Source organism: Neorhizobium sp. 05N33 (assembly GCF_056397445.1).
In genome coordinates, this window is sequence record NZ_JBFTNK010000003.1 from 404,168 (window position 1) to 422,474 (window position 18,307).

The 18,307-nt window shown below is 59.7% G+C and carries 16 protein-coding genes and 1 other RNA gene; 8 read left to right on the plus strand and 9 right to left on the minus strand.

Going from position 1 to position 18,307, the window contains the following annotated elements; translation table 11 throughout:
- Nucleotides 1-226: 226 nt before the first annotated feature.
- Together AC1DLT_RS10720 and AC1DLT_RS10725 are read right to left on the minus strand one after the other, a co-directional pair.
- Nucleotides 227-418 carry a DUF1192 domain-containing protein gene (locus tag AC1DLT_RS10720; RefSeq protein ID WP_477486716.1) on the minus strand — a complete coding sequence of 64 codons (192 nt, stop codon included), beginning with the start codon at nucleotides 416-418 and terminating at the stop codon, nucleotides 227-229.
- Nucleotides 415-1,713, minus strand: coding sequence for an MFS transporter (locus AC1DLT_RS10725; protein WP_477483100.1), 1,299 nt, complete (start codon nucleotides 1,711-1,713; stop codon nucleotides 415-417). Before AC1DLT_RS10725 ends, AC1DLT_RS10720 begins: the two co-directional genes overlap by 4 nt.
- 189 nt (nucleotides 1,714-1,902) lie before the next feature.
- Here AC1DLT_RS10725 and AC1DLT_RS10730 point away from each other — a divergent pair, with 189 nt between their 5' ends.
- Nucleotides 1,903-2,070 carry a hypothetical protein gene (locus AC1DLT_RS10730; protein WP_167551677.1) on the plus strand — a complete coding sequence of 56 codons (168 nt, stop codon included), beginning with the start codon at nucleotides 1,903-1,905 and terminating at the stop codon, nucleotides 2,068-2,070.
- Nucleotide 2,071: 1 nt separating this feature from the next.
- Here AC1DLT_RS10730 and AC1DLT_RS10735 read toward each other — a convergent pair whose 3' ends face one another.
- The 5 genes from AC1DLT_RS10735 to AC1DLT_RS10755 all read right to left on the minus strand — a co-directional run bounded on the left by AC1DLT_RS10735 (nucleotide 2,072) and on the right by AC1DLT_RS10755 (nucleotide 8,118).
- Nucleotides 2,072-2,989: a PhzF family phenazine biosynthesis protein gene (locus tag AC1DLT_RS10735; RefSeq protein ID WP_477486717.1), complete on the minus strand. Its 918-nt coding sequence runs from the start codon at nucleotides 2,987-2,989 to the stop codon at nucleotides 2,072-2,074.
- A 111-nt stretch (nucleotides 2,990-3,100) separates the two neighbouring features.
- Nucleotides 3,101-3,547, minus strand: coding sequence for a hypothetical protein (locus AC1DLT_RS10740; RefSeq protein ID WP_247137433.1), 447 nt, complete (start codon nucleotides 3,545-3,547; stop codon nucleotides 3,101-3,103).
- A 130-nt stretch (nucleotides 3,548-3,677) separates the two neighbouring features.
- Nucleotides 3,678-4,709, minus strand: coding sequence for a class I fructose-bisphosphate aldolase (locus tag AC1DLT_RS10745; protein WP_477486718.1), 1,032 nt, complete (start codon nucleotides 4,707-4,709; stop codon nucleotides 3,678-3,680).
- 185 nt (nucleotides 4,710-4,894) lie between these two features.
- Complete coding sequence (locus AC1DLT_RS10750) at nucleotides 4,895-6,100, minus strand: phosphoglycerate kinase (RefSeq protein WP_477486719.1); 1,206 nt, start codon at nucleotides 6,098-6,100, stop codon at nucleotides 4,895-4,897.
- Nucleotides 6,101-6,270: 170 nt separating this feature from the next.
- Entirely contained in the window at nucleotides 6,271-8,118 is a 1,848-nt protein-coding gene (locus AC1DLT_RS10755) for a potassium/proton antiporter (RefSeq protein WP_477486720.1), read from the minus strand.
- Between the two features lie 1,130 nt (nucleotides 8,119-9,248).
- On the opposite strand from AC1DLT_RS10755, the gene AC1DLT_RS10760 reads away from it, so the two are divergent.
- Nucleotides 9,249-9,839, plus strand: coding sequence for an SLATT domain-containing protein (locus tag AC1DLT_RS10760; RefSeq protein WP_477486919.1), 591 nt, complete (start codon nucleotides 9,249-9,251; stop codon nucleotides 9,837-9,839).
- Nucleotides 9,824-11,158: a reverse transcriptase domain-containing protein gene (locus AC1DLT_RS10765; RefSeq protein ID WP_477486721.1), complete on the plus strand. Its 1,335-nt coding sequence runs from the start codon at nucleotides 9,824-9,826 to the stop codon at nucleotides 11,156-11,158. Before AC1DLT_RS10760 ends, AC1DLT_RS10765 begins: the two co-directional genes overlap by 16 nt.
- A gap of 416 nt (nucleotides 11,159-11,574) precedes the next feature.
- On the opposite strand, the gene gap is transcribed toward AC1DLT_RS10765, so the two are convergent.
- Together gap and tkt are read right to left on the minus strand one after the other, a co-directional pair.
- Nucleotides 11,575-12,585 carry a type I glyceraldehyde-3-phosphate dehydrogenase gene (gene gap / locus AC1DLT_RS10770; protein ID WP_477486722.1) on the minus strand — a complete coding sequence of 337 codons (1,011 nt, stop codon included), beginning with the start codon at nucleotides 12,583-12,585 and terminating at the stop codon, nucleotides 11,575-11,577.
- A gap of 45 nt (nucleotides 12,586-12,630) precedes the next feature.
- Nucleotides 12,631-14,613: a transketolase gene (gene tkt / locus AC1DLT_RS10775; RefSeq protein WP_477486723.1), complete on the minus strand. Its 1,983-nt coding sequence runs from the start codon at nucleotides 14,611-14,613 to the stop codon at nucleotides 12,631-12,633.
- 342 nt (nucleotides 14,614-14,955) lie between these two features.
- Here tkt and AC1DLT_RS10780 point away from each other — a divergent pair, with 342 nt between their 5' ends.
- From AC1DLT_RS10780 to AC1DLT_RS10800, 5 genes are all read left to right on the plus strand, one after another.
- Nucleotides 14,956-15,228: a DUF4164 domain-containing protein gene (locus tag AC1DLT_RS10780; RefSeq protein WP_038544942.1), complete on the plus strand. Its 273-nt coding sequence runs from the start codon at nucleotides 14,956-14,958 to the stop codon at nucleotides 15,226-15,228.
- 25 nt (nucleotides 15,229-15,253) lie between these two features.
- Entirely contained in the window at nucleotides 15,254-15,631 is a 378-nt protein-coding gene (locus tag AC1DLT_RS10785; RefSeq protein WP_038544939.1) for a cell division protein ZapA, read from the plus strand.
- 64 nt (nucleotides 15,632-15,695) lie between these two features.
- Nucleotides 15,696-15,854, plus strand: a non-coding RNA gene (gene ssrS / locus AC1DLT_RS10790) — 6S RNA.
- Nucleotides 15,855-16,362: 508 nt separating this feature from the next.
- Nucleotides 16,363-17,862 carry a sensor histidine kinase gene (locus tag AC1DLT_RS10795; protein ID WP_477486724.1) on the plus strand — a complete coding sequence of 500 codons (1,500 nt, stop codon included), beginning with the start codon at nucleotides 16,363-16,365 and terminating at the stop codon, nucleotides 17,860-17,862.
- Nucleotides 17,859-18,302 carry a response regulator gene (locus AC1DLT_RS10800; RefSeq protein WP_038544934.1) on the plus strand — a complete coding sequence of 148 codons (444 nt, stop codon included), beginning with the start codon at nucleotides 17,859-17,861 and terminating at the stop codon, nucleotides 18,300-18,302. The genes AC1DLT_RS10795 and AC1DLT_RS10800 overlap by 4 nt, the downstream gene beginning before the upstream one ends.
- Nucleotides 18,303-18,307 lie beyond the last annotated feature (5 nt).

Sequence of the window (18,307 nt, forward strand, 5' to 3'; positions counted from 1 at the left end):
TCCGCGGTATCGAGGGCAAGGAGCCGGGGCCGGGCCGGCGCGGCCATAAAAAAAAGAGCCGCGGAAAGGCGGCTCTCAAGGTAAAACAGGGAGAAATCAGACCATTCGCCGAATGGTGAAACTGTCTGAGTCCAGGAAGCCTGAACGTTTTTATATTGTTCGATGATGATTAATATAGTCTTAATATTAAGGGGAAATACTTAAAATAATTGGTGGGCGGCGGCGTTCAGGAACGGAACAGACTGTCGGCTGCGCGCCGGCCTGCGGCCTTTTTCTCCTTCTCGGCCTCGATCCGGGCGATCTCCTGCCGCAGCAGATCGATTCGCGATTCGAGCTCGTCCACGGACAGCATGGAGAGGTCGCTGCCGAGTTCGTGGGTGGTGGGTTTCTTCGGTCGTTCGTCGTCGATGAAGCTCATGATGCCTCCTTTCCGGCACTGGTTTCCGGCCTGACACTATCCGGCGTCGAGCCGCCGGTCTTGGCGCGCGGGTCGAGCGACAGGCTCTCGGGCGTGGCAAGCGGCGAGGTCGAGGCCGGTGCGGTCGTGTAGGCGTCGCGCTCGGCGATGGGAACCGGCGCTCGCTGCCGGCTGCGAATGATAGCATAGGCGGCGACCAGAAGATGCGCCCCGGTCGTCACCGCAAACAGTGCATGCGGGCCGGCCCAGGTCATTACCGGGCCGCCGAGCGTCGGGCCGATGATGGTTCCGATCCCATAAAGCAGAAGCAGGCCGCCCGAGACTTTTACGAAGTCCTCGGGAGCGGCAAAGTCGTTGGCATGCGCGACCGCGATCGGATAGAGCGCGTTGGCGGCGGCGCCATAGATCGCTACCAGCACGACGATCTGATAGGTGCCGGTCGGGTGGATGACCAGGATCGCCAGGCCCGCCAGTGCTGCCGCGGCCGAAAGGCCGGCAAGGACGTGGCGGCGGTCCATCCTGTCGGACAGCCGGCCTGCCGGAAACTGCATGATCGCACCGGCAAAGAGGGTGATGCTGACCATCGCCGCCACCGCGCCCTGGTCGAGGCCGGCACGAGTGGCGAAGACGGCGCCGAGCGTGCCGTAGGCGCCGTTGGCGGTGCCGATCAGCAGGATGCCGATGCAGGAGATGGGCGAGTTGCGGAAGAGGCCGCGCAGATCCAGGCGTGCGCGTTTCAGCGGTTGCGGCGAGGCGGCCTTGGATAGAGTGGTGGGCAGCGCTGCGAGGCTGTAGAAAATGCCGCAGATCATGAACAGCGTCGGTGTCGAAATATCCGCGAACGGCACCATCAACTGGCCGCCGACGACGCCGAAAAGAGTGATCGAGATATAGAACGAAAAGATAGTTCCGCGGCTTTCGCTGGTAGCGCGCTCGTTCAGCCAGCTTTCGATGATCATCGAGGTGCCGGCGGTGCAGAAACCGGTGATGGCGCGCAGGACCAGCCAGGTGTTCTGGTCGACCATCAGCCCGGTCAGCAGCACGTTCAGGCAGATCAGCGACAGGAAGCCGGAAAAGGCGCGGACGTGGCCGATGCGGCGCACCACGTTCGGCGCCACGAAGCAGCCGATCACGAAGCCGGAGGCCCATGTGGTGCCGAGCAGGCCGAGCACTTCGTTGGAATAACCTTCCTGCGCGCCCCGCACCGGCAGAAGCAGGCTCTGCAGGCCGTTGCCGAGGAAAAGGAGAAGCGTACCGCAAAGGAGGGCGAGGATTGGAAGGAGGTTTCGTCTCATCTTTGCTACTGTCAGCTCTTTGCGCGAATGCGATCAATCACGGGACCGCAGGCAAGCATTGTTGCATGCGAATGAACCGGGCGTTAACGAAAGCGAAGCGGACTATCTATTCCCCGAATCCCTCCGCATCTATCTGTGGTGGAGCGCAAAAATGTCCAGCCTGTGGCGGATGAGATCGGCAAAGCTTAAATGACAAAGCCAATCGCGGTTCTTCTGATCCTCGCCATGCTGGTGCAGATCATCAAGCCGCTCAATCTTCCAGGTTTAAGGCGCCGGAGCGATTTCTGGAGGCTCGCCGTCGTCGCCTTCGCTGTCTGGAGCATTGCGCTGATCCTGCGCGAATTCACGACTCTCTAATCTAGACATCGATCGAGCCGCGCATGACGGGCACGCAGCGGCCGGTGATGGTGACGTCGGTGACGGTTCCGGCTGCCTTCACCACATCGAGTTCGATGATGCTGCGGCGGCCCATCTCGACACCCTGCTCGATCGTCAGATGCACCGTGGTTTCCGTCTCCGGTGCACGGGTCACCAGGAAGGCTGAGAGGGCGGCGGAGGCACTGCCGGTTGCCGGATCCTCCATGATGTTGTCGAGCGGCGCGAACATGCGGGCGCGGAAGTTCCAGGGCTTTTCCGGGTTGCGGACATAAAGGAAGATGGGGAAGTCGCCTTCGGGACCCTCGTGCTTTGCGGCTGCCTCGTGGAAGACTGTGATGTTCGGCCGGGCGGCGGCAAGTGCTTCGAGACCGTCAAGTTCGGCGATCGCGAAGGCGAGACCGACGGAGGCGAAGACCGGCTTGTGGGCGGTGGTGCGCACATGTTTCGCATCGATCGAAACGCAGCCGGCGATCAGGCCAGGCTCGATCTCCGAGCCGATTTCCAGCGGCCGCGGCGCGCGGATCGTGGCGCCGATCACGCCGGTTGCCTCACGCAGCAGCCGGATTTCCACCAAGCCGGCGATCTCCTCGAACCGGAGCGTATCGGCGACCGGCTTGCCGAAAAGGTCGGCGCGCTGGCCAAGCACATAGGCGGTGCCGACATTGGGGTGGCCGGCAAAGGGGATTTCCATCGTCGGGGTGAAGATGCGTACCCGTGCGCTGTTTTCAGGGTTTTCGGGCGGTAGGACGAAGGTGCTTTCGGCGTAACCGAATTCGATGGCGATGTTCTGCATCTGCCGGTCGGTGAGCCCACGCGCATCCGGCACCACGGCGAGCGGATTGCCGGCGAAACGTTCGCTCGTGAAAACATCGACGGTGACGAAATCGGCGGTCGGCATGGCGAAATTCTCCGGGGGCGATGCCGGATTTAAAACTTCATCAACCGCCATGACCAGCCAATGTTTTTGATCGGCATCATCACGGAAATGAAACCGGCCAGCATCGTCGGCTCAGGCAAGGCCGTGATCCCGCATCGCTTTCTCCTCGTCGCCGGTGATATAGGCGAAAATCCTGGGGGTGCCGTCGGCGACAGTCACCAAATAAAAATTGGTGAACCGCACATTGCCAGCCTCGCCCGCCTTGTTGACATAGGAAAAATCCCAGCCGATTTCGGCAAGCGCATGAAGATCGTTGAGGCAGGTGATCTTCACGCCGGTTATGTCCATACGCTTGCCGCCGACCTCGCGATATCGGGCAAAGCCCTGCGGGATCACTTCGCGGAATGCCGCGTCATTGGCTCCGCCGAACACGGCCTGCGGTGTCGAGCCGACGAAATAGGCGGCGAAGAACGCTGCGATGCCCGCGATATTCACCGACGCCGCATCCTTGAGGGCATCATTGCTGGTCCGGCCGTACTCGTCGAAAAGCCTGCGGACCCTGGTTTCCATTTCCATCATGGCAACCTCCATTCACGCAATGAACGCCGCTTCGCCCTTTCGGTTCAATTGGATTTTGAGGTGGCGACACAACAGAAAGGCCGCTCCGTTGCCGAAGCGGCCTTCTTCCTCCTCCTTGAAAAGGCGCTCCTCAAGCAGCCTTTTCGAGATCCTTCTTCCAGCTTCCCTTGGCGGCGAGGCTGTTCATCTCGGCGCGATGGGTGAAGGCGCGCTGGCCGGCTGCGACATTCTCGGACTTGCCGCCCCAGGCCTTGAGAGCCTGGTCTTGAAGTGCGCGGCCGTAGGAAAAGGTCAGCCCCCAGGGCAGGTCGTAGCCGGAGTTCATCGCCGAAAGATGGGCGGTCGCTTCTTCCGACGACTGACCACCGGAGAGGAAGGCGATGCCCGGAACCGCGGGCGGAACGGTTGCCTTCAGAACCCTGACGGTCCGCTCGGCCACTTCCTCGACCGAGGCCTTGCGGGCCTTCTTGCCGTCGATGACCATGTTCGGCTTCAGGATCATGCCTTCGAGCTTGACACGGGCGTCATAGAGGTCGGCGAAGACGGTACGCAGGACCCATTCGGTCACTTCGGCGCAGGTATCGATGCTGTGGGTCGCCGGTTCGCCATCCATCAGCACTTCCGGCTCGACGATCGGCACGATGCCGGCCTGCTGGCAGAGCGCCGCGTAGCGGGCGAGCGCCTGCGAATTGGCCTTGATCGAGCCCCAGGTCGGCAGCTTCTGCTCGGTGGAGATGGCGATCACGCCGCGCCATTTGGCGAAACGGGCACCGGCTTCATAATATTTGGCGAGCCGCTCGCCGAGGCCGTCGAGGCCCTCGGTGATGGTTTCGCCCGGGAACGCGGCCATCGGCTTGGCGCCGGTATCGACCTTGATACCCGGGATCGACCCGGCGGCCTTGATGATATCGACGAAAGGGGTGCCGTCAGCGGCCTTCTGGTAGAGGGTTTCCTCGTAGAGGATGACGCCCGAGATGCACTTCTTCATGGCGTCGTCGGAGCGGAACAGCATTTCCCGGTAGTCGCGGCGGCTCGTTTCGGTCGATTCGAGATTGATGCTGTCGAAGCGCTTCTTGATGGTGGAGGTCGATTCGTCGGCGGCCAGGAGGCCCTTGCCGTCGGCGACCATCTTCACGGCGATGTCTTCAAGACGTTCAGTCATTTTCGGTTCTCCCAAAGCTCATGAAATGCGGATAACAGAAGTTATTTTAAAGGGAAATCCTACGGTAAGCTATTGAAACGATTGAAATGCTTTCAATCGTTTAAAACATCTAAAATTTTTTAAACCAGTTAACTCGGGAGCGCGCCGCCCTATATGGCACGCGCTCCGTTTCGGAAAATGACAGATCAGGCGGCCTTGATCAGCACTGAGACGCCTGGCAGATCCTTGCCTTCCATCCATTCCAGGAATGCGCCGCCGGCAGTCGAGACATAGGAGAAGTCGTCGGCAGCGCCTGCGTGGTTGAGGGCCGCGACCGTATCGCCGCCGCCTGCGACCGAGGTGAGCTTGCCGGCCCTGGTCTGCTCTGCGGCATGCTTGGCCGCAGCGACCGTCGCCTTGTCGAAAGGCTCGATCTCGAAGGCGCCGAGCGGGCCGTTCCAGACGAGCGTCGAGGCCTTGGAGATCCAGTCGTTGACGGCTGCCACCGACTTCGGCCCGACGTCGAGCATCATGGCGTCAGCCGGGATCGCGTTAATATCGACCACTTCGTTGGCAGCACCTGCCTTGAACTCGCGGGCGACGACGCCGTCGACCGGCAGCACGATAGCGCAATTGGAGGCTTCGGCTTCCGCCATGATCTTGCGGGCCGTGTCGGCAAGGTCATGCTCGCAGAGCGACTTGCCGACATCGATGCCCTGTGCCGCGATGAACGTGTTGGCCATGCCGCCGCCGATCACCAGCGCGTCGACCCGTTTCACGAGGTTCTGCAGCAGGTCGATCTTGGTGGACACCTTGGCGCCGCCGACGATCGCAACGACCGGGCGGGCTGGATTGCCGAGGCCCTTTTCGAGCGCTTCGAGTTCTTCCTGCATGGTGCGGCCGGCATAGGCGGGCAGGTGATGGGCGAGGCCCTCGGTCGAGGCATGGGCGCGGTGGGCGGCGGAGAAGGCGTCGTTGACGAAGATATCGCCGTTCTTTGCGAGCGCCTCGGTGAAGCCGGGGTCGTTCTTTTCCTCACCTTTGTGGAAACGGGTGTTTTCGAGCAGCAGGATATCGCCGTTCTTCATGCCGGCGATCGCCTGTTCGGCTTCCGGGCCGATGCAGTCGGAGGCGAAGAGGATCTTGTGGCCGAGAACCTGGTTGACGGCGGAGACGATCAGCGACAGCGACATGTCGGCGACCGGCTCGCCCTTCGGACGGCCGAAATGGGCAAGCAGGATGACCTTGGCGCCCTTCTTCGACAGTTCCAGAATGGTCGGTGCGACGCGTTCGATGCGGGTCGCATCGGTGACCTTGCCGTCGGCAGAAACGGGAACGTTGAGATCGACGCGCACGAGCACGCGCTTGGCTGCGATATCGGTGAGGTCGTCAAGGGTTTTGAAGGCCGGCATGATGCTAATCCATTTACTCGGAAAGTTCGCAGCGGACCTTACTATGCCTGACCGGCGACGCAAGACGATTGGTTGCAGCCTTCGATATTCCGTCTGTCGCGGATACGCCGCACGCCGATTCTACCGCGATAATGCAGCGGGTGGAGGATTTTATTTGGGCGTTCGCCACTCTACGCTGGCCCCTCGGGCGGCACGGCGCCCGGTTTCACGGGGAGGTGCTTGCCTCGGTATTTGCGGATCAGATCACGGACGCGGTGGGCGATCTCGCGCATGTTAATGAAGATCGGCAGATTGGTCGCCGGCTCCACGGGTTCTAGCGAAATGCCGATGCTGCGGACATGTTCGTGCTCGTCCAGTTCGCGCACGATCAGGATGATCGAACCGAAGCGGATGCGGTCGGCATAATCCGCGCGGCCGCCGAGTCGCGATGTGATCAGGTCGCCGATCGTCATGTTCTGCTCGTTGGCGGAGAGCAGGCCGGGGCCGTAGGCGGCATCGAGCTCCTTGGCGGGCCTCGTCGGCGAGATCGCGAACGCGCCGAAAAATTCCGCGTCGTCCTCGTCGACCGGCACCTGGCTTGCGAAGATGCGGTCGAGCAGCTTCGAATAGGCGGGCGAGATGAACAGGTAGACCTGGTCGTTCTCCTTCAGCCGGCCGGCATATTGGTAACGCATGCTGCGGCCGTCGCGGATGACCAGCGACGGCATGGCCCAGCGGGGGATGCGTTCGCCCTGCAGGATCGGGCTGTCCTTCATGACGCGATAGGAGATCAGCTCGTGATGGGCGGTGCCCGGCAGGTCGAGCTCGATCTTGTCGACGGCGCCGATGCGCGGCGGAATGATGAGGCCGAGCTTGTGGGCGACCGGCTTGATCGTCCAGCCCTGGACGAGAAGGGAGACCAGCACGATGATGAAGGTGGTGTTGAAGAAAAGCTGGCCGTTTTCGACGCCGCTCAAGACCGGCATGATCGCGAGCAGGATGGAGACCGCGCCGCGCAGGCCGACCCAGGCGAGGAAGCTGGTCTCCTGCTGGGTGAAATCATAGGGCAGCAGGCTCAGCCACACGGCGATCGGCCGGGCGACGAAGATCAGGAAGAGCGCCAGCCCGATCGCCGGCAAGAGGATAGCCGGGAATTGCGAAGGCGTCGCGAGCAGGCCGAGCACCAGGAACATGATGATCTGCGCAAGCCAGGTCAGCCCTTCGTTGAAGCGGATGATCTGGGGTTTCGCGAACATCTTGCGATTGCCGGAATAGATGCCGGCGACATAGACCGCCAGGAAGCCGCTGCCACCCATGGCGCCGGTGAAGGAAAAGACGAGAAGCGCCAGCGTCAGCACGAAGATCGGCGCCAGCCCGCGGTCGGAGGTGAAGCGGTTCAGCACCCAGACGATCATCATGCCGCCGAACAGGCCGCAGATGACGCCGAGTCCCATTTCCTCGACGAATAGGAAAAGGAAATGCAGGTCGAGGCCGGAAAGGCCCTGGCCGGTCGCCAGAAGCTCGGCGAGCGCAATCGTCAGGAAGATCGCCATCGGATCGTTGGTGCCGGACTCGACTTCGAGCGTCGAGCGCACCTTGTCGCGGATGTTGATGCCGCTGACGCGCAGCAGGAAGAAGACGGCGGCGGCATCCGTCGAGGCGACGATCGAGCCGAGCAGCAGGCCTTCGAGCCAGTTGAAATTGAGAAGGATCATCGCCCCGAGGGCGAAGATGCCGGTCGTCAGCAGCACCCCAACCGACGCAAGCGTGATCGCCGGAGCCGCGGCAAGGCGGAACGAGTGGATAGGGGTCATGAAGCCGGAATCGAACAGCACGATCGCCAGCGCCAGCGATCCCAGCATGAAGGTGAAGGAATAGTTTTCGAATCGGATGCCGAGGCCATCGACGCCGGCGAGCAGGCCGATCGACAGGAAGATCAGCAGGAGGGGAGCGCCGAAGCGGAAGGCGAGGAGGCTCGAAAGGGCAGCCGCCAGCACCAGGACCGTGCCGACCAGCAGGACGATATAAAAAGCCTCCACCTATAAGTCCCTTCCTTCGCACCTCTTGCCGACACCATCCCCGTCCGCAGCCCCGGAACGGAACTGTGCCACGCCGCAACGCGGCCATGCGAGAATGGGGCAGATCCCGGCCGAGGGCCAGGCGAATCGACTGATCGATTAGGCGGGAACAATTCCGGCAAGAGAAGGGCAGGGGATAAAAAAGACGGACCAGTGCCTTGGTGCCTGAGGCTTTTCACTTTTCTGCCCAGCGTCCCGTCCCAAAACCGGTACCCACTTTTGGGGGCGCTGGATTATCGGAGAGCCCACACGAATGCGGAGCCTCATAGTAAAATAATAGTATGGCTCCGCATTCGCGTGGCCTTCGGCGTTCTTTCGAGGCTTCCGGCCCCTACAGGTGATCATCTCGCCTCGCTGCGTGGCTTCATTCGCGCCCATCCTTTCGGGACAGGCCTGCCACTTGCACGGCTCAACCGAACCGGACATGGCTGTCCGGGGGAGGCTTGATAGGAATGTTCGTCTTTCGACTTGCACTCCATGGCTTTCACCTCTTCCACCATCCCCGCACGTTACGGTTTTGATGAAAGCGCCGGCCCCCGCCTGCCCGCGAACGTCTCGCGAAACACTCCGGCGACGGAAGCGGGAGGATTGTAGGCATGGGTTGGAGGGGTGGGGATGATCGAGGGTGAAAAAATTCGGTTGTAGGTATGGTGTCGCGCGTTGCGGTATCAGGAAGCGAAGGTCATGAATGGCCCCTTTTGGGCCGGTAGCGGACCGACAGCTTATGGGATCGTGATCTTGAAAAGCGGCCGTACTGCAAACAATCTCGAATGGTCGCGATGACGTTCGTTTCTCTTCTTTAAAGCAGATATTACCTGTAGCGTCGGAGTCGACCGCCTTTGGCCGAGTCGAAGTCGCGGCCAGAGGGCATTTATTTGGCCGAGTAACCAAGTTGGCAAAGACATGCACGATATGGTTGAAATCGACGAAAATCGAAGATAAATATTTCGTGTCCGGGCGGAGTGGTGAAAACCACTGATTCACTACTGTGGGTCACTGTTACCAAGACTGGCATGCCTGAGCTTGAAGCTGCACTCCTTGGAGTGCTTAATCGTTATGAAATCTTTGCGTCCGGACACCTTCACCCATTCATGACGGGAATAAAATTGAGCAACGTTGACGACCGCATCTGGATTACCTCCCGTATCAGGATGATCGCTGAGCGAAAAGCCATTCGAAATCAAAATGTTAGTTATCTATCTGTTACATATTATTCCCTATTTACGGTAGTCCTATCAATATTCTCCAAGTTTTACGTGCAAACTTATCCTCTTCTTGAAGAGATTAATCTCTCGGCGTCGGTCATTGTGTTGGTCGCGTCCCTTGTCTCCGGAGGTTTTCGCTTTGAAAGCCGCGCGAATATATTCCGCGAGTGCTACCTAAAACTTCAAAAACTTGAGAGTGTAAGCATAAACCCGGACGAGAGGCTCAACGGGTATCTCGAAATCCTCGAGATATACCCGAATCATTCCGAAAAAGATTACTATGACCTTATTGTCAATCACACGTACTGGGAGGGAAAAGAACTTAATATCGGCGACAAGTCGCTCACTCCCACAAATTATATGTGGCTATCTTATATTTTTCGCCATACCTTCTATTACGTGTCTATCTCGTTTTTGTTCGTAGCACCATTGGTCTTTCTTGCGTGGCCTCTGATCCTTGGATGGGTGTGCAGGTGACCGCGCTCGGCATTTTCACCACCGAGTTCGCGCCACAGCGGCTAGCGGAAATCTTCAACGAACGTATTCTTCACTCTCACACCGTCGGGAAGGATGGGGCTCATCCCTCCGTCTTTGCCCAAACCCTCGATGAGGGAGTACAGCGAATTTCTGACAGGGCACTTGCTGGATCGTACAATTTCACGACATTTAAACAAAAGCTCGTCCTCAAAGGTCCCGACAAGCCACCACGGCAAATTTCTGTTGCAACAGTAAGAGATCGGGTCGCATTACGTGCGCTAACGAATGTTTTGATGTCTGTTTTTCCTGACTCCAGGATCCCACCTGCCCATTATATTATAGACGAAGTCGCTGATTTGATCGCGCCACTTGGAGATGATTACTCGTTCATTCAAATTGATATAAAAAACTTCTATCCCTCCGTGCGCCACGACGAGCTGCTTTGCCGATTAAGAACTCGTATTCGCCATAAGCCGCTCCTCAATCTAATCATGCAAGCGGTTAGCACTCCAACCTCAGCTAGCAAGGAAACACGACCTAACACGATTGGCATCCCGCAGGGCCTCAGCATCTCCAACGTGCTGTCGTCTATATATATGATAAAGTTCGATGAATTCGCCCGGTCGCGGTTTGCATATTTCCGATATGTCGACGACATTTTGATCATATGCCCCACGACACATGCCAAGCGGAACTTTCGTTTGATAAAAGGGCGGTTGGCGAAGATTGGGCTGGAGTGTCATCGCCTCGAAGACAAGACAAAGACTAAAATTGTCCCGCTCTCCCAAGGAGTTGATTATCTTGGCTTCCATCTCGCGCCCGAAGTCACGTCGGTGCGAGAAAGCTCATACCGGCGCATCATTGACAAGGTGATGACGGTGATGACCGGCGTGAAATACAATGCAAATCACGCCAAAATCCTCACTCGCCTAAATCTGAAAATCACCGGATGCATCTTTGATGGCCGAAGAATGGGTTGGATGTTCTTCTTTTCGATGACGGACGACTTAAAGCAGCTCCAGCGGCTGGACAGCTTTATTGCGAAAACATGGCGGCGGTTGGGGAGGGGTCAGTTTGGCTCTCCAAAGCGATTTGTTAAGGCGTACCACGAGATCAATTTTAACCTTACCTCAACTCGTTACATTCCCAGGTTTGACGAATATTCTACCGATCAGAAGATCGACCTGATCGCTACAATGAAGGTCATCGACCGCGCTGTAGTGGCAAACTGGGCTATCGAGCGGATTAATCGCAACTTTTTTCAGCTGATCAGAAAGGAAGTCGCGGAACTCGAAAAGGATATCACGCCGCTCAGTTGAAACGAGATGCGGTCATAAAGCATTCGTATGTGGCCCTTCGCAGTTGTTAACAACCAACGCTAACACTCTGCATTCCCGCTCGACACCCCGACCACATGGAGGTCGATCAGTCGCGACCAGGTGCCCGCCGCTTTCACACCACTGTGCTTCGAACTAGCCGTCGATACCAAACCCGAAATGGTCGTTGCCACGCTCCTAAGCGGATGGGCAGCTTAATACACGAACGAGTTGGACTGAATGGCTGAAATGGAGGTGTAAAGCCGCTATGAGCGCTTCACGGCTGCTGACTTCGCTTCTGCCGCCCATTTGTTGAAGCCAGCGCCTCCCTCACCACCACCCCACAAACAAAAACCCCCTCCCTTGCGGGGAGGGGGCGATATCTTGCCGATGCCGCCCAAAGGCAGCCCCGTCAGGCTTCAGATAAGCTTGGCAAGCGCGACCGACGTGTCGGCCATGCGGTTCGAGAAGCCCCATTCGTTGTCGTACCAGGACAGGATGCGGACAAAATTGCCTTCGAGCACCTTGGTCTGGTCGATCGCGAAGATCGAGGAATGGCTGTCGTGGTTGAAGTCGCGGGAAACGAGCGGTTCTTCGGTGTAGCCGAGGATGCCCTTCAGGGCGCCGTTGGACGCGGCCTTGATCGCTTCGTTGACTTCGGCAACCGAGGTCGTCTTCTTGGCGACGAACTTGAAGTCGACGACCGAGACGTTCGGGGTCGGCACGCGGATCGAGGTGCCGTCGAGCCTGCCCTTGAGGTGCGGAAGCACCAGGCCGACGGCCTTGGCGGCGCCGGTGGAGGTCGGGATCATCGAGAGGGCGGCTGCACGGGCGCGATAGAGGTCCTTGTGCATCGTGTCGAGCGTCGGCTGGTCGCCGGTGTAGGAATGGATCGTGGTCATGAAGCCGTGGTCGATGCCGACGGCATCATCGAGGACCTTGACGACCGGAACCAGGCAGTTGGTGGTGCAGGACGCGTTGGAGATGACCAGGTGTTCCCGGGTCAGCTGATCGTGGTTGACGCCGAAGACGACGGTGAGGTCAGCGCCATCGGCAGGCGCCGAGACGATGACGCGCTTGGCGCCGGCGGTCAGGTGCGCCGCGGCCTTGTCGCGGGCGGTGAAGATGCCCGTGCATTCGAGCGCGATATCGACGCCGAGTTCGCGGTGCGGCAGGGTCGCCGGGTCCTTGATCGCGGTCACCTTGATCGGCTTGCCGCCGCCGACGATGATCGTGTCACCGCTGACTTCGACGCTTGCCGGGAACTTGCCGTGGATCGAGTCGTAACGCAGCAGGTGGGCGTTGGTCTCGACCGGGCCCAGGTCGTTGATGGCGACGACCTCGATATCGGTGCGACCGGATTCGACGATCGCGCGCAGCACGTTGCGGCCGATGCGGCCGAAACCGTTGATGGCAACCTTGACAGTCATTTTACATACTCCCGCTTTTAGCTTGTCTTGGACATTTCAGTTGGATCAGGCGAGCTCTTTTTCGGCTGCGGCAACAACCGCTTCCGCGGTGATGCCGAAGTGCTTGAAGAGGTCCTTGGCAGGGCCCGAGGCCCCGAAGGACTTCATGCCGATGAAGGTACCCTTCGGGCCGATGAAGTGGTCCCAGCCTTCGCGCACGCCGGCTTCGACCGCAATCTTGACCGGCGAGTTGCCGACGACCGCGGTCTGGTAGGATTCCGGCTGGTCGAAGAAGAGTTCGACGCAGGGGACGGAAACGACGCGCGTCGCAATGCCCTTGTCGTCCAGCGTCGCCTGGGCTTTCAGCGCCAGCTCGACTTCCGAACCGGAGGCGAAGATCGTCACCTTGGCGTCGGCCGCGGAGACGAGTTCGTAGGCGCCCTGGGCGCAGAGGTTCTTCTCCTCATAGGTCTTGCGGGCCGGCGCCAGGTTCTGGCGGGTCAGCGCCAGGCCGGACGGGCGGTGCTTTTCCTTCAGCGCCAGCTGCCAGCATTCTGCCGTCTCGGTTTCGTCGGCCGGGCGGAAGATCAAGAGGTTCGGGATGGCGCGCAGGGCTGCGACCTGTTCGACCGGCTGATGGGTCGGGCCGTCTTCGCCGACGCCGATCGAATCATGCGTCCAGACGTGCACGACGCGGATGCCCATCAGGGCTGCGAGGCGGACGGACGGACGGCAATAATCCGAGAAGATCAGGAAGCCGCCGGAATAGGGGATCAGGCCGCCATGCAGCGAGATGCCGTTCATGGCGGCGGCCATGGCGTGTTCGCGGATGCCCCAGTGCATGTAGCGGCCGGAGAAATCGGTCGGGGTGATCGACTTCATCTGGCTGGTCTTGGTGTTGTTCGACGGCGTCAGGTCGGCCGAGCCGCCAAGCGTTTCGATGACCATGCCGTTGATGACTTCGAGCGCGTCCTCGGATGCCTTGCGGGTGGCAACCGTCGGGTTGTTCTCGGCGATCTTCTTCTTGAAGGCGTCGATGGCGCTGTCGAAATTGCCCGGCAGGTCGCCGGCGAAGCGGCGCACGAATTCTGCCTTCTTCTCGGCAGCGGTGGCGGCGAGGCGATCTTCCCAGTCTTTGCGCACCGTGGTCGAGCGCAGGCCGGCCAGGCGCCAGGCATCGAGAACGTCGGCCGGAACGGTGAAGGCTTCCGCTTCCCAGTTCAGCGCATGCCGAGCTGCGGCGATTTCCTCGGCGCCGAGCGGCGAACCGTGAACCTTGTGGGTGCCCTGCTTGTTGGGAGCGCCGAAGCCGATGATGGTTTTGGCTGCGATGAAGGTCGGGCGGTCGGACTTCTGGGCGGCTTCGATCGCAGCCGAAATCTGATCGACGTCATGGCCGTCGATCTCGATCGTGTTCCAGTGGGCGGACTTGAAGCGCATCACCTGGTCGGTCGAGTCCGACAGCGAGACGGCGCCATCGATGGTGATCGAATTGTTGTCCCAGAAGAGCACGAGCTTGTTGAGCTTCAGGTGGCCGGCAAGCGCGATGGCTTCCTGGCTGATGCCTTCCATCAGGCAGCCGTCGCCGCAGAGCGCGTAGGTGAAATGGTTCTGCAGGTCGGAGCCGAACTCCTCTTCCAGCTTGCGCTCGGCGATCGCCATGCCGACGGCATTGGCAATGCCTTGTCCGAGCGGGCCGGTGGTCGTTTCGATGCCCGATGCATGGCCGTATTCCGGGTGGCCGGCGGTCTTGGAGCCGAGCTGGCGGAACTGCTTGATGTCCTCCATCGTCATGTCCTCGTAACCGGTGAGGAACAACAGCGAATAAAGCAGCATCGAACCGTGGCCGGCGGACAGCACGAAACGGTCGCGGTCCGGCCAGAGCGAGTTCTTCGGATCGAATTTCAGGTAGCGGGTGAACAGAACCGTCGCGATGTCGGCAGCGCCCATGGGCAGGCCGGGATGGCCGGAATTGGCCTTCTCTACAGCATCCATGGCGAGGAATCGGATCGCGTTCGCCATCCGGTTATGTTTGTCGAGAGAGGTCATGGCTAATCCGCTTTTTACGGGTGTCGGTCACGGTCCGCGTTGGACCACTTGAAGAGTGGCCCAGGGACCACCTAAGAGCGGGTGATCCTTAGCAGGTGCAACGCGCAAGTCAACAAAAGCGCCATCGCGCCGAAGCCATCATGACGAACTTTCCCGCAGCTGCCGGAATTCTGTGCACCGTGTGGCGAGGGGCAGAAACATAGTTGACGATCCACAGTTAGGACATGTTTGAAGGGTCTCGATTGATTGACCGGCTTGCAGGCGGTGAATAGTCTTCCGGCCTTGTTGGAGAGGTCGATCGTATCGATTCGGCTCATTTCGTGTATCGACAGGAAGCTTCGCATGCCGTCGGAAAAGACGATCGACATGGTGATTTCGGAACTTAAGGCGGCGATCGGCGGTCTTGAGAGCGCCGTCGATGCGCGCATCGAGCGCCAGCGCGAGACCCAGGACGTGGAGGGCGAGGTCCGCCGGGTGCACGCGGACCGGGCGCGGCTCGCGCAGGAGCTCGACCAGTCGCAATTCCGCGCCAATCGACTGGAAGAAGTAAACCGGGAAGTCTCGAGGCGTCTCGTGACGGCGATGGAAACCATCCGCGCCGTGCTCGATCGCTGATGCGCCAGGATCAAAAGGGAATGCCATGGCCCAGGTAACGGTGATGATCGACGGCAAGGCCTATCGCATGGCCTGCGAGGAAGGACAGGAAAGCCACCTGACCGAACTTGCCGATCGATTCGACCGCTACGTAGGGCACCTCAAAAGCCAGTTCGGCGAGATCGGCGATCTGCGCATCACCGTGATGGCCGGCATCATGATCATGGACGAACTTTCGGAGATGACCCGCAAGCTCGGCCTGCTGGAGACCGAGGTCGCGGCACTCAAATCCAACCGCGACGGCGCGCTTGAAACCCAGCAGCGCAACGAGCAGCATGTGGTCTCAGCGCTCGGCGAGCTCGCCTCGCGGCTCGACGGGCTGACCGCCAAGCTCAACGGCCGCACGCCCGCTCCCGTGAACTGATCAAAGTCGATAATAAAGGCTTGCCGCCACTGGTGCGGACCGGCAATCACACATATATTGCCGATGCGATCTGCGCCTCACGACAGGAACCACAATCCCTGGGGCCATACTCGATCCAAAGGGAGCTGTCCCTGGCCAGGCCCGTGGGCTTGGACACACGGCGCCCACCTACGTTTGTAGGCACCCAGGATCGTAAACATCCATCGGTTGCCGCGGATCGCACTTCTCCCTTTTTGACCTGATTGTTTCCGGCTTCCGGCGACAGTGAAGTCGCAGCCGCATGCAAGGCAAAGACCGCCTGGCTTAAACACTCAGCTGCATTCCGGACTGCAGCCGAGAGGCGGGACTGCTGGTTGGGGGGTCTTTCCCGCGCGGCCATCCTTATTGAATATCCGCGATTCGCATATTGACCGGATGATCTATTCTCGCATCTGCTTGTAAAGTGCAGGACGAGCGAAATCGGGTCCGGACTGATCGGCTTGGCTGGCGATTGTTCATCCGGCGGCGACAACTGCGAATGCCGGGCCAGATCTATATTTAAGAATTCTCAAATTTATCCACCATATCGTGGACTTGGCGCCGCGTGGTCACGGTTTGGACGAGACTCTTAATCCTCTTTTCAATCGAGGTGGATCTTCTCGACGTGCACCAATCTATTCTTCGGCCTTCGCTTGACAACGGGGGCCGCGCCCCCAAGTTCTTGCCGTCCCGTTCACTCGCCGGCCGTATCGATGCCCTTTTTGAAATCCACCTTCGCCCGATCTTCGCTGTTGATGCTTCTGGTCGGGGGCGCCATCCTGTTGGCGATCGTGCTGTCCTCCTTCCTCCTGGCACGGACGACGCAGGTCTATTTTGAGGACGTGGTGAAGCTGCGCGAACTTCGAAGTGCTGCCGCGGACATGCAGCTTTTCCTCAGAGCAGCCGAATCCGGCCAGCGTGGTTTCGTCCTGACGCAGGATTCTGAATTCCTGATCCCCTATACGACCGCAAGCACGGTTATTCCGCGACTGCGCGAGCGACTGAAAAGGGCTGCCGGCAAACTGGACGCCGTGCATGTTCCATTTGCCGAACTCAACCCGCTGATCGACGACAAGCTCGCCGAGATGCAGTCGACGGTGGAGATGGTGCAGAAGGGGAATGCCATCGGGGCGATCGAGGTCATCCGGGGCGCCTATGGCCGGCAGTTGATGGAAGGCATCACGACAATCCTCGGCACGCTGCTCCGCGACACGGACGGGCGGATCGGGACCGGGGTCGACGACCTCAATGATTCGGCATCGGCGCTGCAATGGATCACCATCGGCGGCGGCCTGATGATCATCCTCGTCATCGGCGGCGCGATCCTGATCGTCGGCCAGCACGTCCGCGAACTGCAACGGGCGCGCTCCGAGGTCGAGGAGCTCAATGCCGGGCTTGAGGAGCGCGTCAACGAGCGTTCCGAGGATCTGATCCAGGCCAATCGCGAGATCCAGCGTTATGCCTATATCGTCTCGCACGACCTGCGTGCACCGCTGGTCAACATCATGGGTTTCACCAGCGAACTCGACGCGAGCCTCAAGTCGATCAGCACCTATGTGCTGGCCGACGGGACGCCGCTGTCTGAAACTGATGTGAACGATGCCCGTGTCGCGGTCGAGCAGGATCTGCCGGAGGCCATCGCGTTCATCCGCTCGTCCACCAAGAAGATGGACGGGCTGATCAACGCCATCCTGAAGATTTCCCGCGACGGGCGGCGCGAGCTGAAGCCGGAGAGGATCGATCTCGGGGAGCTTCTCGAAGCGACCGCCGCCAGCATCTACCATCAGGTCAGCGAAGCGGGCGGCGAGGTGAATATTTCGGTCGCCCAGGCGCGGGGCCTTATTACCGACCGATTTTCGCTGGAACAGATTTTCGGCAATCTCTTCGACAATGCGGTGAAATACAAACATCCGGATCGGCCGTTGAACCTGTCGGTCAAGGCCATGCCGCTTGGCCGCGCTGCGATGAGAATAGAGGTTGCAGACAATGGCCGGGGCATCGCCCAGGAGGATCACGAGAGGGTTTTCGAGCTTTTCCGCCGCTCGGGCGTTCAGGACCAGCAGGGCGAGGGTATCGGTCTTGCGCATGTGCGTTCACTAGTTAGAAATCTAGGCGGTGAGATTACCGTGACGTCCACATTGGGCGGCGGGACGACGTTCGTCATCCGGTTGCCCACGGATCTGTCCCACTATGTCAGGAGTAACGGCTCATGAAGGCTGCCGGTAAAGAAGTCACCATCGTGATGATCGAAGACGATGAAGGCCATGCGCGCCTGATCGAGAAGAACGTCCGCCGTGCTGGCGTCAACAACGAGATCGTTCCCTTTACGAACGGCAATGCAGCTCTCGACTTTATCCTCGGCGCGGATCGTTCCGGAGACCCAAATCAGGATCGCCATCTGCTGATCCTCCTCGACCTCAACTTGCCGGACATGTCGGGTGTTGACATCCTAGAGAAGGTGAAGTCCAACCCACACTCCAAGCGTTTGCCGGTGGTCATCCTGACGACCACGGACGATGAGCGGGAGATTCAGCGCTGCTACGATCTCGGCGCCAACGTCTACATCACCAAACCGGTGGACTACGACAGTTTTGCGCATGCCATCCGACAACTGGGGCTGTTCTTTGCCGTGATGCAGGTCCCCGGAAGATAACGAGA

Excerpts from the sequence above, each read along its gene's own strand:
- AC1DLT_RS10765 (WP_477486721.1), top strand. The coding sequence starts at position 9,824 with ATGGGTGTGCAGGTGACCGCGCTCGGCATTTTCACCACCGAGTTCGCG.
- AC1DLT_RS10795 (WP_477486724.1), top strand. The coding sequence starts at position 16,363 with ATGCCCTTTTTGAAATCCACCTTCGCCCGATCTTCGCTGTTGATGCTT.
- AC1DLT_RS10725 (WP_477483100.1), bottom strand. The coding sequence starts at position 1,713 with ATGAGACGAAACCTCCTTCCAATCCTCGCCCTCCTTTGCGGTACGCTT.
- AC1DLT_RS10730 (WP_167551677.1), top strand. The coding sequence starts at position 1,903 with ATGACAAAGCCAATCGCGGTTCTTCTGATCCTCGCCATGCTGGTGCAG.
- gap (WP_477486722.1), bottom strand. The coding sequence starts at position 12,585 with ATGACTGTCAAGGTTGCCATCAACGGTTTCGGCCGCATCGGCCGCAAC.
- AC1DLT_RS10735 (WP_477486717.1), bottom strand. The coding sequence starts at position 2,989 with ATGCCGACCGCCGATTTCGTCACCGTCGATGTTTTCACGAGCGAACGT.
- tkt (WP_477486723.1), bottom strand. The coding sequence starts at position 14,613 with ATGACCTCTCTCGACAAACATAACCGGATGGCGAACGCGATCCGATTC.
- AC1DLT_RS10760 (WP_477486919.1), top strand. The coding sequence starts at position 9,249 with ATGACGGGAATAAAATTGAGCAACGTTGACGACCGCATCTGGATTACC.
- AC1DLT_RS10750 (WP_477486719.1), bottom strand. The coding sequence starts at position 6,100 with ATGCCGGCCTTCAAAACCCTTGACGACCTCACCGATATCGCAGCCAAG.
- AC1DLT_RS10740 (WP_247137433.1), bottom strand. The coding sequence starts at position 3,547 with ATGATGGAAATGGAAACCAGGGTCCGCAGGCTTTTCGACGAGTACGGC.
- AC1DLT_RS10785 (WP_038544939.1), top strand. The coding sequence starts at position 15,254 with ATGGCCCAGGTAACGGTGATGATCGACGGCAAGGCCTATCGCATGGCC.
- AC1DLT_RS10745 (WP_477486718.1), bottom strand. The coding sequence starts at position 4,709 with ATGACTGAACGTCTTGAAGACATCGCCGTGAAGATGGTCGCCGACGGC.
- AC1DLT_RS10800 (WP_038544934.1), top strand. The coding sequence starts at position 17,859 with ATGAAGGCTGCCGGTAAAGAAGTCACCATCGTGATGATCGAAGACGAT.
- AC1DLT_RS10720 (WP_477486716.1), bottom strand. The coding sequence starts at position 418 with ATGAGCTTCATCGACGACGAACGACCGAAGAAACCCACCACCCACGAA.
- AC1DLT_RS10780 (WP_038544942.1), top strand. The coding sequence starts at position 14,956 with ATGCCGTCGGAAAAGACGATCGACATGGTGATTTCGGAACTTAAGGCG.